Genomic DNA, 12794 nt, shown 5'->3' on the forward strand with positions numbered 1-12794 from the left:
GGAGGGGTTGTTTGGGGGGCGGGCTGTTTTTTGGTATACCAAAACCGTGCCGCCATGATGGCCCGCGCGGCGGTGGCCGGGGTGTCGTGCACGCAACAACCGTGTTACGCGTCCGGGCGGCGCGGCGCCCGGCCCGCCGCGTCCGTACGGCCCGCCGCTCGCCACGGATAGGCTGGCCGGACGCCCGGGCGGGCGCCGACCAGGGAGTGTGCGGATGGGGGCGGGGCAACCCGGGGGTGCGCTGGGCGCGGCGCGCGAACGTGTGCTCGCCGCCCTGCGCCGCGCCATCGTGGCCGGTGAACTGCGGCCCGGCGACCGGCTGGTGGAGCGGGACCTCGCCGAGCGCTTCGCCGTCTCCCGGGTGCCGGTCCGCGAGGCGATCAGGGCGCTGGTCGCCGAGGGCTTCGTGGTGGCCGAGTCACCGCGCCGGCTGGCGGTACGCCGGCTGACCCGCGTCGACGTCGAGGAGCTGTTCGAGCTGCGCGAGGCCCTGGAGGTCTACGCGGCGGGACTCGCCGCGGAGCGGGCCGGCCCCGCCGACCTCGCCGAACTCCGCGACATCCTGGACCGGGCGGCCCGGGCCACCGCCGAGCTGGACGCCGAGAAGATCACCGGGCTGAACACCCACTTCCACGACCGCGTCCTGGCGATGGCGGGCAACTCCCTGCTGACCGCGGCCCTGGAGCCGGTCGAGGGCCGGCTGCGCTGGCTGACCCGGCAGAACGACGCCTGGCCCCAACTGCTGGCGGAGCACCGCGGGCTGGCCGACGCCGTCGCCGCCCGGGACCCGGAGAAGGCCCGCGCACTCGCCCTGGCCCACGTGCGCGCCAACCGCCTCATCACGCTGCGGGTCCTCTTCGGCGACGCGGCCCCCTGACCGCCGGACTCCCCCGCCGTCAGACCCGATGCGCCCCGGCCGGGATGTCGGCGGGGACAACCGCCACAGGCGTGCCGGGCTGCGCGGACCCCGGTGCGGGGCGGCGGGACCAGCGGGTGGCGATGAACGCGCACACCGCCAGCTGCATCTGGTGGAAGAGCATCAGCGGCAGGATCGCCAGCCCGGCCCGCGGCCCGAAGAGGGCGGCGGCCATGGGCAGTCCGGTCGCGAGGCTCTTCTTCGACCCGCAGAAGACGATCGCGATCCGGTCCTCGTCGCCGAATCCGAGCCGGCGCGCGGCGAGCGAGGTCACGCCGAGGGCCAGCGCCAGGATGACGGCCTCGACCAGCAGCAGCGCGGCCAGGCGTACCGCGGTGACCTGGTGCCAGATGCCCTCCGCCATGCCCTTGCTGAAAGCGGTGTAGACGACCAGCAGGATGGACACCCGGTCCAGCCGGCCCAGCGAGTGCTTGTGCCGGCCGATGAAGCCGCCGGTCCAGCGGCGCAGCGCCTGGCCGGCGAGGAAGGGCGCGACCAGCTGGGTGCCCAGTGCCAGCAGCCCGTCCGCCGAGAAGCGCACGGTCGAGCCGATCAGCCAGGCCGCGAGCAGCGGGGTCAGCAGCATGCCCAGCAGGCTGGAGTACGTGCCCGCGCAGATGGCCGCCGCGACATTGCCGCGGGCGGTGGAGGTGAACGCGATCGACGACTGGACGGTCGAGGGGACCACGCACAGGAACAGCAGCCCCGTGTAGAGCTGCGGGGTGAGCAAGGAGGGCGCGACCGCGCCCGCGGCCAGGCCGAGGACGGGGAAGAGGACGAAGGTGCTGGCGACGACCACCGTGTGCAGCCGCCACCCGCGCAGCCCGTCGAGCGCCTCGCGGGCCGACAGCCGGCTGCCGTAGAGGAAGAACAGCAGGCCGATGGCGATGTCGGCGGTGTGGCCGACGGCCACGGCGGCGCCGCCCGTCGCGGGCAGCAGCGCCGCCAGCGCGACCGTCCCGACGAGCGCCGCCACGTAGGGGTCCACCGCCGTGCCGAACCGGCGCGGGCCGCCGCTCACCAGGGGCGGCGGGTTCGGCGCGGGGCGGCGGGGCGTCCGGCCCGTGGCCGGGCCGGACGCCTTCCGTTCGCCCGTGGACGCCATGGACGCGTCGTCCGGCCGCTGCCTGGCACGAGGCCCCAGCCGCCCGTACGACCGGCGCGCTACGGACACCTCAGTCGTCTCCTTCCGATGTGGTGGGCCCCGCCGGGTCCCCTGGAGGCGGGGACCCGGGCGACTCCCGGGTGACGTCGACGTCGCCGCCGTCCCCGTCGTGGTCGCTGCCGGCCGTTCCCTTGCTGTGGACCAGGGTGTTGAGGGTCCGGTCGACCTCCAGCCAGGAGTCGGCGTTGGAGTTGTCGATGATCAGCAGCCCGTGGTTCGAGCCGTGCGACGGCGGCGGCGGATCCTCTTCGTCCTGGTTGTCGCAGCCGCAGCATGGTGTCGCCGCGGCCGCGGACTGCCAGGAGCCGCAGCCGGCCAGCACGCCCGCGGCCATCACCGCGGCGACGCCCGCCCGGCGGGCGGCGGTGAGCCGGCCGTCCGCGGCGGATGCCCGCGGCCGGCTGTGTCTGCCCATGGCGCCGAGTTCCCGGGGTCAGACGGAGACGGGCTGCCGTTCGGGCGACGGCGAGGTGTGCGGCAGGACGGCACGCTCGTGGTGCCGGCTGATGTTGCGCTCCAGCAGCTGCGTGGCGCCCGCCACGCCGACCGCGCCCGCGCCGCGGCCGACCGGCAGCCGGCCGTCGGCGTCCTTCAGCTCCAGCAGCGCGTCCTCGATCGCGCTGTGCGCGGCGAAGAGGCACGGCGTGCTGTAGATGGCCACGTCCACGCCGAGGCCGGTCAGCTCGGAAAGCGACAGCCGCGGCGACTTGCCGCCGGCGATCTGGTTGAACAGCAGCGGCTTGTCCCCGATGACCTCGCGGATGCGGTGGACCCACTCCACGCTGCGCACCCCGTCCACCAGCACGACGTCCGCGTCGGTGGCGGCCAGCGCGGCGGCGCGGCGCAGGATGTCCTCGTCCTCCGTGGCGTCGGTCCGCGCCACGACCACCATGTCGCGCCGGCTGGCCAGCACCATCTCCAGCTTCTCCAGGTACTCCTCCAGCGGCAGCGTGAGCTTGCCGTCCGCGTGGCCGCAGCGCCGCGGGCGCTTCTGGTCCTCCAGGATCACGCCCGAGGCACCGGCCCGCTCCAGCCGCTGCACCACGTGGCAGGCGACCTCCGGGTCGACGTAGCCGTCGTCGATGTCGACCAGGAGGTGGTGGGTGGGGAACGCCGTCCGCAGCCGCTCGGCGAACGCGACCATGTCGGGCCAGGCGATGAAGCCGATGTCGGGCAGGCCGTAGTAGGAGGCGGCGAAGCCGAATCCGGAGACGAAGAAGCCGTTGTAGTGAGGGGCGGCGAGCGAGGCCGAATACATGTCATAGACCCCGATGAGGGGCGTGGTTTCCGAGGTCTTGATCTCGTTCCGCAGGGCGGTGCCGTACTGCACGTGCTCTCCCTTATTGGGCATGCGCAAAGCATGGTTGGGCGACATAGGCAGAACCTTTGCCGAGCTTTGCCGAACTTTGGTGATACGCCACCCCGCGTATGACCTTCTCGACCTCATCGGGCTATTTCACCGACAAAATGCCGACCGCATGGGATGACCGTCATTCCGGGGGCCGGCGGTCCGCCGGGTCAGCGGTGGGCCGGCCCGGGCAGGGGGCGGCCGGCCAGGGACTGGAGCAGGGTGTAGGCGGCGTGGACCACCGAGCTGGTGCGGTCGTGGCGGGTGGCGCACACGGCGACGGCGGTGCAGGTTGCGGGGTGGAAGCCGAGGAAGCACTGCAGGCCGAAGGTGGCGCCGGCGTGGAAGAGCACCGGGCCGCCGCTCGCCGGGTGCTGGAACCAGGTCAGGGTGTGCGTCTCGCGGCGGCGCCCGAACCCCCCCTTGCGCAACTGCGGGACTTGGACGTCGCGCAGCGCCCCGGCCAGCGGTCCGCCGGCCGGCCGCAGATGCGCCTCGGCATAGCTGAGCATGTCGTCCGGGGTGGACAGGACGCCGCCGGCCGGGGTGAACGCGGCCATGTCCGTGAACGGGAAGGGCGTACGTCCGTCGCCGTGGTGGCCGGTCGCGATGGCGCGGTCCTGGCGGGACCTCGCGGCGTACGCGCCGGCGGTGGTCGCGGTCAGGGCCAGGGGCCGCAGCACCCGCCGGGTGAGCAGGTCGGGGAAGGGGGTGCCCGCCGTGTGCGCCAGCGCCGAACCCAGCAGCGCCAGGCCGAAGTTGGAGTAGTGCCAGCGGGTGCCCGGGGCGTGCCGGGGGCGGACGTGGGCGTAGGCGGACAGCAGCCGGTCGCGGCTGTAGCCCGCGTAGCCGTTGGTGTACGGGTGGAGGACGGCGCCTGCGAACAGGTCCCGCGGCACCCTCGGCAGGCCCGAGGTGTGCGTGGCCAGGTGGCGCAGGGTGATCCGGCAGGCGTCCCCGGACAGCGGCGGCAGCCCCGGCAGGTGGGCGGCCAGCGGGTCGTCCAGCCCGACGGCGCCGGCCCGGGCGAGGTCGGCGAGCAGCAGCACGGTGAAGGTCTTGGACAGCGAGCCGAGGCCGAAGCCCAGGTCCTCGCGCGGCACCGCCGGAGCCGCGGCCGTCCCGCCGGAGACGACCGTACGGTGCCCGCGGCGGCTCACGGCCACCACGACGTCGGGGGCGCGCACCCGAACCAGGGCCTCGTCCAGCAGCGGGGCGAGACCGCCGTCCTCGTACGGCACGGGGGCTGGCGCGGCCGGGATGTCGGCGGCCGGCCCGGCGCTCACGCGGCCACGTCCGAGGACAGCGCCCGCGAGGTGGCCATCGCCGAGGCGAACGCCGCCACCAGGGTGGGGTGGTGGACCACGTCGAAGACCTGGTCGCGGTCGCCCTGCGGCATCGCGCCCTGCACCGGCATCGCCCCGTCCGGCGCCTGTGCGGCGGCGTACAGCCCCCACATCGCGGCGTCGAGCGTGGGCCGGGGCAGGCAGGCGTCGACCACGAGCAGCTCGCCGAGCAGGTCCCAGTGCTCCAGCTCCGCCCAGTCCGCCATCCACGCGGGCAGGTAGAGGGAGAGGTAGTCGGCGATCTCCCGCGGGATGCGGTCGGGGGTGGCTCCCCAGTCGCTGAGGTGGAAGACGGTGTGGGTGATGTCGTAGGCGATGTGCAGCTGCACGGTCCACGGTTCCGGCCTGCGGCCGAGCCAGGTGGCCGCGAGCGCCTGGTCGCTGTCGCCGCTGGGCACCAGCCCGATCTTGCGCTCGGCATTGAGCAGGCCGAGCCGCCGGTTCGGCATCATCTCCAGCGCCCGCCAGCTCGCCGTGGTCCTGGCCAGGTCGATCCCGCTCTCCAGGCCGGGGTGCCGGTAGCCGAGTTCGTGCAGGCTGGCGTAGATCTCCAGCGGCACGGGCGACAGCGGTTCCTGCTGCTGGAGTCCGGCCAGCAGATTGCCGCCGTCGAGCAGGTCGCGCCAGGCGTAGTCCAGCAGCCGTACCGAGATGTCGTGCTGCCGCGAGCCGGCCACGCCCTCCCGGGACAGCACCCGCATGTTGATCGCCAACTCCCCGACGGGTTTGATCCGTTCGACGATGCCGCGGCCGGAGGCCAGGTCCTCGTCGGTGAGCCGGAAGTGCTCGCGGTTGGTGTCCAGCCAGGCCAGCGCCCGGTCGCCGACGCGGTGCAGGAGGGCGGGGGATGCGGCGGTCACGGTGTCGCCTCGCTTTCGGGCAGCGGGTGGTCGGTCGGTGCGGCGCCCTCGGGGAGCGCGGCACCGGGCGGCCGGCCGGCCCGCGCCCCGGGAGCGGGCGGGGCGGCGCGCGCCAGCGTCGCGGCGAAGGCGGCCACGAGCGTGGAGTGGTAGCAGGCGGTGAAGACCTCGCCCGGGGTGGCGCCGGGCGGCGGCGGGCCGCCGGCCTCGGGCACCGCGCCGTCCGCGGTGCGGTTCGCGGCGAAGCGGCGCCAGGCCGCGGGGTCGTAGGGAGCGCCGGGCAGGCACGCGGAGAGGGCCAGGAATTCGCCGACCAGGTCCCACAGCCGCTCCTCCGACCACGTCTCGGTCCAGGCCGGCAGCCACAGCCGCAGGTATTCCGCCTGGGGGCCCGGCAGTCGGCCCGGCGTACGGCCCCAGTCTGTGGTGTGGAAGACGTCGTGCGTGATCCCGTACGCGGCCTTGCGGTCCAGCGCCCACGGTTCGGGGCGCTGGCCGAGGCCGGTCGACGCGAGCACCGCGTCGAAGTCGGTGTGCGGCGGCAGTCCGATGCGGCGCTCGGCGTTGAGCACGTTGAGGGTGCGGGTGGGGTCCTCGCGCGGCACCCGCCAGCGGCGCAGCGAGGTGGTCGCCCCAATCAGCTCCTCGGCGCCGGGGTGGCGCAGGCCCGCCCGCGCGAACACCCCGTACAGCTCGACCGGGTAGGTGGCCACGGGCTCGCCGCGGACCAGCTCCACGAACAGCTCGCCGCCGCGGGTCTCCTTCCAGGCGAGGCCGAAGAGCTCGGCGGCGGCCTCGCGCACCGGCGCCAGCGGGTGCAGCGCCTGGATCACCTGCATCAACTCGGCCAGTTCGCCCAGCGGTTTGAGCGTGGTGTTCGGATCGGCGTCGGTGGCGACGTCCGCCGGCAGCCGGAAGGCCTGCCGCACGGACCCCAGCCAGCGCAGCGCCCCGCCGACGACGCCGTCGAGCAGCTCGGCGTCGGGGTGGGCGCGTCCGCCGGGCGGCGGCGCGGGACGGAGAGCCGTGCCCGCAGCCGCGGCCTCGGCGGTCGCGGAGGCGGCCGGACGCGCGGACGTCGTACCCGCCGGGACCCGGTCGCCCGGCGCGCCGGCGGCGCCCCGGTCCGCCGTGCCCGTGTGCTCGCCGCTCACCCGGGACCGCCGCCGGAGAAGCGCCGGGCGGCGGCGGTGTGCAGGGCCACTCGCGGGTCGCCGCCGCTCATCCGGCGGACGTAGCGCAGGCCCGCGCCGAGCCCGAGCGAGTCGGGGACGTCGGGGACGCGGACCAGCCAGCGGCCGACCCCGGCGGCCTGGAGCCAGTCGCGGCGGCGCACCGCCCGGACGAAGCCCCTGGCCAGGTCCTCGGTGCGGGCGGCGAGCCCGACAGCCAGCGCCGGGGCGAGGCCCGGCAGCGAGAGCGCGGCCAGTTGCGAGGCACGGTGGGCGAGCACCGGCCAGGGGTCGGTCCGCAGCCACGTGTCCCCGGGCCGGGCCTCGGCGGCCATGTCCGCGCCGCTGTGCGGCAGGAAGGTCCGCGACGCCTCGGCCAGGCCCCGGTAGCTCCACAGCGAGACGTCCGAGGCGCCGGGAGTGGGCGGGTAGGCGGCCAGCGCCTTGCGTACGGCCTCCCCGTCGGGGCCGCCGCGCGCCGCGTCGCCGCCGAGTGCGTACGGCGCCAGGACGTCGGCGCCCAGTACGCGGATGGCGGCCAGGGCCACCGTGTCGTCCTGTGCGAGAAGGGCCGACAGCGCAAAGGTGTCGCCCTCGCCGTCAAGGGCGAGGGCGACTCCGTTTGCGACATCGGCCACCGCAGCGCTCAGGGAAGAGTTCTCCTGCGCCTGCTCGGCCAATGTGTCCCCCAGTCCGTCAGCGCGTGGCCGTCTTCGGCGGGCGGGGGGTGGGGGGCGACACGAGCAGGAGGCCCGCGAGAAGCAGACCGCCGAAGCACTCACGTGTGTCGCGGTAGATGCCTTCCGGTTCTGCGGAATCCAGCAGTCCTTCGACCTCAGCGGCAAGGGTTGCCGTCTCGACCTGGGCTGATAGCTCCGAAGCCATGAGACCATCTCCTTCGCTTGGTGGACTTCCAGCATGACATCTGCCACATACCCTCGCAATCCGGACATCGTTGCTCAGCGGAAGAGCGCAGGTCAGCGGCGCCGGGGGCAATCCGGAGGCTCCGGGCGGGAGTCGGAACGGCGGCGGCGCCCCCGAGTTCGGGAACTGGGCAAGCGCCTGCTTCCGGACCGCCGCCCTGAGTAGCCTGGGGCCGCCCCGCGCGTCGCGGTGGCTGACCTGACGCCGGCGAAAGCAGGTACCGTGAAAATCGAGCGCACGACGATCGGCGGTGTGTTCATCGAGCACGCGTCGCCGGAAAGCGCCCCGGCCGCGCCTCCCGTCGTTTTCGTCCACGGCGGCGCCCACGGCAGCTGGGCCTGGGAGAACTACCTCGGCTATTTCGCCGCGGCCGGCCGGGACTGCTACGCCTTCAGCTGGTTCAACCACGAGGGATCAGCCGCGCTGCCCGACGACCGCTTCGCCGCCCGCTCCCTGGTCGACACGGTGGAGGAACTGGAGATCGTCACCGCCCACGTGGGGCAGGCGCCGGTTCTCATGACCCACAGCATGGGCGCGATCGTCGCGCAGAAGTACGCCGAAAGTCATCCCGTGGTCGCCCAGGTGCACCTCGCTCCGGCGGTCTGCGCGGAAGTCGGACTTGACGTCGAGTTCGACATCGATCCCGGCGCGCCGGTCGAGCGGCTTCCCTTCGAGGTGGCGTGGGGCCTTTATCTGGGCGGGTGTTCGAAAGAGGACGCCGGGCGTTATCACGCGCTGATGTCGAGGGAATCCGCCGCCGCGGTCAAGGAGGCGGTGACCGCGTCGGTGAGCGTGGACCGTACGCGTATCGGCGGACCGTCCCTGGTGGTCGCGGCGGAGCACGACGCGATAGTCCCCGCGGAGGCGGTACGCCGCAGTGCCGCCCACTTCGGCTCCGATTATCTGTTCCTTGCCGACCGCTCGCACAATGTGCTTCTCGAGCCGCGCTGGCGCGAGACCGCGGGCCGTGTCCGCTCCTGGCTCGACCACCGGGCCTGGTAGCGCCCGCCGCCCCCGGCGCGCCCCGGCGCGGAATTCCGCGGGCACCGGAGGGGCCGTGGCGACCGCCGGTGAAAGCACCACGCCGGTGATCCGTTGTCCGTAGGCTCGTCGCCGGGGCGGGCGCTGCCCGATGCGGCGCCGGGGTCATGCCCTGGGGCGCGACAGGTGGGGAAGGACAGCATGCTCACCAAAGGGGAAGCGGCGGAAGCCGTCCGTCAGGCCAAAGTGCGGACCGGGGTCACATGGGCGCAGCTCGCCGAGACCGTGGGCAGGCCCTTGGCATGGACGACGGCCGCGCTGCTGGGCCAGCATCCGATGAGCGCGGCCGAGGCCGAGGCCGCCGCCTCGCTCCTCGAACTCGACAAGGACGCCATCGTCGCTTTCCAGCTCCAGCCCACCAGGGGGGCCCTGGAATCGGCCGTCCCCGTCGATCCGACCATTTACCGCTTGTACGAGGTCGTCCAGGTCTACGGGCCGACCATCAAGGAGCTGATCCACGAGCAGTGCGGCGACGGGATCATGAGCGCCATCAACTTCCGGCTCGATGTCGCCCGCGTTCCCGACCCCGCGGGGGACCGCATTGTCATCACTCTCGACGGGAAATACCTCCCGTACCAGTGGTGACGCGCCGCCGGTGACGGCGGTGACGCACCCGCGGTGGCGCGCGGTCGGCCCCGGCCCGGGAAGAGCGTCGGTGCAGTCTGCACCGATCCGGTTGGGTGCCGATCGCCCCGCGTGTGCGAGAGAAAGGAAGAGTTGTCCGTTTTACGGTAGTTCGATGGCACTTGTTTCATGGTGGGCCGTGCTCTCGTCCGGGTGCGCTCCCGTCCTGCTGATCGGTGGCTCGACGACCGCGGCAGTGCTCCAGGGGCCCGGCTACAACCCCGTCAGCCAGACGATCAGCGTCCTGGCGGCCGGCTCCGGCTACTGGGTGCTGACCGTGACGCTGCTCGCCCTGGGCACCTGCTACCTGGCGACCGCCCTCGGCCTGCGCGCGGCAGCCCCCGCCGGCCGCCTCGCGCTGGCCGGCGGCGGGCTCTCCGCGATGCTGCTGGCGGGATTCCCGGCGCCGAAGTCCGGCGGCTCCTTCTCCCACGGATCCGTGGTCGCGGTCGGCTTCTCCCTGCTGGCGCTGTGGCCGGTCCTGGCCGCCGACCGGCGTGCGGGCGCACCCTGGGGGCTGCGGCCCGTGCCCTCGCTCATGGGGTCCGCGCTGATGGTGCTCGGGGCCGCGTGGTTCCTGGTCGAACTCCAGCTCCACGGGGCCGCCGGCGTGGCCGAGCGCGTCCTGACGATCGCCCAGTCCCTGTGGCCGATCGTGGTCGTCGTGTCCTGCCTGCGCCACCCCGCCCGTACGTGACCCGGCCGCGAAGGCCCCGCGGGCAGGGGTGGCCGAGACCCGCGGCGGGACGCGGCCGGCGGCGGACGCGTCGCCGCCCGCGGCCATGAAGCGACTTGGCGCCGACTTGGCGGATCCCGGGCCGGCGCCGCCCGCTCCCTGACCGGCCGGGGCGGCGCGCCCGCCCGCCGCGGCCGGTCGGCGCCCGGCCGCGCGGCACGATCCGGGCAAAGGGCAGGTCGAGGGGGGGCGGGGCGGCGGTCACCGGCGTGCGGCGGAGCGGCCCGTCAGGGCAGGACCCGCCTGCCGGGACGCCGCGGCCGGCGGCGGGCCAGGTCGGAGCGCCGGGCGGAACCCCCGCGTCCGCCTGCCGGTACGAGACACGTACTGACCCAGGAACACCACCACTCACTCCGGCCCGGTCCGGCCGGAGCGGCGCCAAGTCAGCGCCAAACGGCTGCCAAGTCGCAGGGACGATGCTGCCGCCTGTCACCCGGCTGGATATGGCCCGCCCCGGGGCCCATGGTGCCCCGGACGGCGGTGTCATGACCGGTCTTACCGTGAGCCAGCCGCGCGGGCGTCCGCACCACGGAGAAGCGTTTGCGCGCACCAGAAAGCTCACCCGAACGGGAGGAGACGAGGCGCAGATGCGACCTCTCAAAGCGCGTCGGATGTTACTGGCCGCCGCGGCTGCGGCGGCACTCGCCGGCCTGAGCGCCGGCCCTTCGGGGCCGGTGGCCGAAGCGGCCACCCACCCGAGGGAGCTGACCAGCAACGCGCCGGTCACCGTCGTGGCGAGCGGCCTGAACGGGCCGCGCAGCGTGATCAGGGGACCGCACGGCCACCTGCTGGTCGGCGAGGCGGGCACGATCCCCTCGGCGTGCGACAACAGCAACCCGGCGGCGGTGAACTGCTTCGGCCTGACCGGCTCGATCGCGGACATCTCCTCCGGCACCCCGGTCCGCATCCGCACCGGCCTGGCCTCGCTCCTCAACGGCGGCGAGATGGTCGGCCCGGACAGCCTGGTCTACGACAGCGGCCACCTGTACGCGCTGGAGCCGGCGTCGCCGGAATTCGTCCCCGACAACCTGCCGGGCCTGACCCCGGCGGTCACCGCGCTGCTGAAGAAGCAGTACGGAGCGCTGCTCGACGTCACCGGCCGGACCCCCAAGGTCCTCGCCAACCCCGGTGACGTCGACTACCAGTGGGCGCCGGACAACGACGGCAACCCGTACGCGCTGGCGGTGAATCCGCGCGGCGGCTTCTATCTGGTGGACGGCGGTTCCAACACGCTGGACTCGATCGACCGGCACGGCAATGTGCAGGTGCTCACCCTCATCCCCAAGACCCCCGGCGGCGCGGACTCCGTGCCCACCTGCCTCGACATCGGCCCTGACGGCGCGGTCTACATCGGCGGGCTCACCGGATTCGGCGGCACGGCCACCGACGCGAACGTCTACCGGTACGCGCCGCGCACCGGCAAGCTCACGGTCTGGCAGAGCGGCTTCAGCGCCATCAACGGCTGCGGCTTCGGGACCAACGGCGACTTCTACGTCACCGAGTTCGACACCATCGGATTCCCGTCCTCGACCATCCCGCCCGACGGTGTGGTCATCCAGATCGGCAAGAACGGCAAGCGCACCGTTCTGGGCGCGGGCAAGCTGGTCGCGCCTGCGGGCTTCCTGTCGGCTCCCGACGGCTCCGTCTACGTGACCAATTACTCCTCCATGTGGCCCTTCGGCGACCCGGGTTACTCGACGACCGGAGAGGTCGTCAAGATCGGCTGAGGCCGGTCCGCCCGTCGCGCTGCGGGCCGCGGCCGACCATGCCCCGGCCCGGCCCGCAGCGTCACCTCCCGGTCCACGGCCGGGGACCCGCGCGACGGCGCCGCCGTCCTGCTCCCGCGGGCCCGCGGGGCGGTCAGCCCCGGCGCCCGCCCAGACGGCCCAGGACCTCGCCGAGTTGGGCCGGGGACAGGCGGGGCTCGGGAAGTCGGGCGGCGGTCGGGGAGGCGCGCAGGCCGTCGAGGAGCAGGGCGAGCGGGCGGCGCCACGCGTCCACGGCGGTGGCGGTGAGGGCCGGGACGGCCCGGCCGAGCGTCGCCAGCGCCAGCAGGACGTCCTCGGTGCCGAGATCGCCGCGGACGGTGCCCTGTTCACGGCCGCGGCGCAGCAGCAGGTCCACGGTCTCGCGGTTGTGGGCGTGGACGGCGTCCAGCGAGCCGACGCCCTCCAGCCGCGTGGTCATCAGGTCGTTCGTGCCGCGGTCGGCGGCCAGGTTCTCGAAGACCTTCTCCACGTACGCCACCAGGGCCGGCCAGGCGTCCTCGGCGGCGCGTGCCCGCTCCCCCGCGGCCGTGGTCCCGGCCAGGGCGCCCCGGAAGGCCTCGTCGACGAGTGCGGCGCGGTGGGGGAAGTGCCGGTAGAGGGTGGCGTTCCCCACGCCCGCCCGGCGGGCGATCAGGTCGAGCGGCGCGTCGAGCCCCTGCTCGGCGAAGACCTCGCGGGCCGCCTCCGCCAGCAGTTCGCGGTTGCGCCGCGCGTCGCGCCGCCGCACCGGGTCCCGCCCCTGCGTGCCGTCCGTCATGACCCCGCCCTCCCGCACTACCGGGGACCATTCCCCGGTAACGATGCTATCGTCGCGGCATCAAGTGGGGAGTGGCCCCCATTTTTTCGGAAGGGGGCTGGCCGATGGCGGACACGGCACTGGTACTGGGCGGGGG

General features: G+C 74.1%; 14 protein-coding genes. 5 read left to right on the top strand and 9 right to left on the bottom strand.

The genetic code is table 11. The features are described 5' to 3' along the window. The first annotated feature begins 214 nt into the window (after positions 1-214). Positions 215-877, top strand: coding sequence for a GntR family transcriptional regulator (locus tag V7E46_RS25280; RefSeq protein ID WP_329176501.1), 663 nt, complete (start codon positions 215-217; stop codon positions 875-877). 19 nt (positions 878-896) lie between these two features. Here the strand turns inward: V7E46_RS25280 and V7E46_RS25285 are convergent, their stop codons facing one another. From V7E46_RS25285 to V7E46_RS25320, 8 genes are all read right to left on the bottom strand, one after another. Then, complete coding sequence (locus V7E46_RS25285; protein WP_333770561.1) at positions 897-2090, bottom strand: bile acid:sodium symporter family protein; 1194 nt, start codon at positions 2088-2090, stop codon at positions 897-899. A 1-nt stretch (position 2091) separates the two neighbouring features. Then, positions 2092-2496 (bottom strand): hypothetical protein, encoded by a 405-nt coding sequence (locus tag V7E46_RS25290; protein WP_333770562.1) that lies wholly within the window; start codon positions 2494-2496, stop codon positions 2092-2094. A gap of 18 nt (positions 2497-2514) precedes the next feature. After that, positions 2515-3411 carry an isocitrate lyase/PEP mutase family protein gene (locus tag V7E46_RS25295; protein ID WP_333770570.1) on the bottom strand — a complete coding sequence of 299 codons (897 nt, stop codon included), beginning with the start codon at positions 3409-3411 and terminating at the stop codon, positions 2515-2517. A 188-nt stretch (positions 3412-3599) separates the two neighbouring features. Next, the gene (locus V7E46_RS25300; RefSeq protein WP_333770563.1) at positions 3600-4715 is read right to left on the bottom strand and encodes a serine hydrolase domain-containing protein; all 1116 of its coding nucleotides are present in this window, start codon (positions 4713-4715) and stop codon (positions 3600-3602) included. Next, positions 4712-5635, bottom strand: coding sequence for a DUF6895 family protein (locus tag V7E46_RS25305; protein WP_333770564.1), 924 nt, complete (start codon positions 5633-5635; stop codon positions 4712-4714). The genes V7E46_RS25300 and V7E46_RS25305 overlap by 4 nt, the downstream gene beginning before the upstream one ends. Beyond that, complete coding sequence (locus tag V7E46_RS25310) at positions 5632-6789, bottom strand: DUF6895 family protein (RefSeq protein ID WP_333770565.1); 1158 nt, start codon at positions 6787-6789, stop codon at positions 5632-5634. The genes V7E46_RS25305 and V7E46_RS25310 overlap by 4 nt, the downstream gene beginning before the upstream one ends. Then, positions 6786-7445: a hypothetical protein gene (locus V7E46_RS25315; RefSeq protein WP_333770566.1), complete on the bottom strand. Its 660-nt coding sequence runs from the start codon at positions 7443-7445 to the stop codon at positions 6786-6788. Before V7E46_RS25315 ends, V7E46_RS25310 begins: the two co-directional genes overlap by 4 nt. A 58-nt stretch (positions 7446-7503) precedes the next feature. Continuing rightward, entirely contained in the window at positions 7504-7692 is a 189-nt protein-coding gene (locus V7E46_RS25320; RefSeq protein ID WP_329176514.1) for a hypothetical protein, read from the bottom strand. A 261-nt stretch (positions 7693-7953) separates the two neighbouring features. Between V7E46_RS25320 and V7E46_RS25325 the strand changes: the two genes are divergently transcribed. From V7E46_RS25325 to V7E46_RS25340, 4 genes are all read left to right on the top strand, one after another. Beyond that, on the top strand, positions 7954-8733 hold the full coding sequence (locus tag V7E46_RS25325; protein WP_333770567.1) for an alpha/beta hydrolase: 780 nt from the start codon (positions 7954-7956) through the stop codon (positions 8731-8733). Between the two features lie 180 nt (positions 8734-8913). Continuing rightward, on the top strand, positions 8914-9357 hold the full coding sequence (gene cynS / locus V7E46_RS25330; RefSeq protein ID WP_329176518.1) for a cyanase: 444 nt from the start codon (positions 8914-8916) through the stop codon (positions 9355-9357). 154 nt (positions 9358-9511) lie between these two features. Then, entirely contained in the window at positions 9512-10093 is a 582-nt protein-coding gene (locus tag V7E46_RS25335) for a DUF998 domain-containing protein (protein ID WP_333770568.1), read from the top strand. Positions 10094-10743: 650 nt separating this feature from the next. Then, on the top strand, positions 10744-11859 hold the full coding sequence (locus tag V7E46_RS25340; protein ID WP_329176520.1) for a ScyD/ScyE family protein: 1116 nt from the start codon (positions 10744-10746) through the stop codon (positions 11857-11859). 133 nt (positions 11860-11992) lie between these two features. Here the strand turns inward: V7E46_RS25340 and V7E46_RS25345 are convergent, their stop codons facing one another. Next, entirely contained in the window at positions 11993-12658 is a 666-nt protein-coding gene (locus V7E46_RS25345) for a TetR/AcrR family transcriptional regulator (protein ID WP_333770569.1), read from the bottom strand. Between the last annotated feature and the right edge of the window lie 136 nt (positions 12659-12794).

Origin of the sequence: Streptomyces sp. IBSBF 2435 (genome assembly GCF_036815005.1) — a bacterium.
Lineage (GTDB): Bacteria > Actinomycetota > Actinomycetes > Streptomycetales > Streptomycetaceae > Actinacidiphila.

What these genes read in the sequence shown, in the direction of transcription:
- V7E46_RS25340 (WP_329176520.1), top strand. Translation starts at nt 10,744, where the DNA reads ATGTTACTGGCCGCCGCGGCTGCGGCGGCACTCGCCGGCCTGAGCGCC.
- V7E46_RS25335 (WP_333770568.1), top strand. Translation starts at nt 9,512, where the DNA reads ATGGCACTTGTTTCATGGTGGGCCGTGCTCTCGTCCGGGTGCGCTCCC.
- V7E46_RS25290 (WP_333770562.1), bottom strand. Translation starts at nt 2,496, where the DNA reads ATGGGCAGACACAGCCGGCCGCGGGCATCCGCCGCGGACGGCCGGCTC.
- V7E46_RS25320 (WP_329176514.1), bottom strand. Translation starts at nt 7,692, where the DNA reads ATGGCTTCGGAGCTATCAGCCCAGGTCGAGACGGCAACCCTTGCCGCT.
- V7E46_RS25345 (WP_333770569.1), bottom strand. Translation starts at nt 12,658, where the DNA reads ATGACGGACGGCACGCAGGGGCGGGACCCGGTGCGGCGGCGCGACGCG.
- V7E46_RS25280 (WP_329176501.1), top strand. Translation starts at nt 215, where the DNA reads ATGGGGGCGGGGCAACCCGGGGGTGCGCTGGGCGCGGCGCGCGAACGT.
- cynS (WP_329176518.1), top strand. Translation starts at nt 8,914, where the DNA reads ATGCTCACCAAAGGGGAAGCGGCGGAAGCCGTCCGTCAGGCCAAAGTG.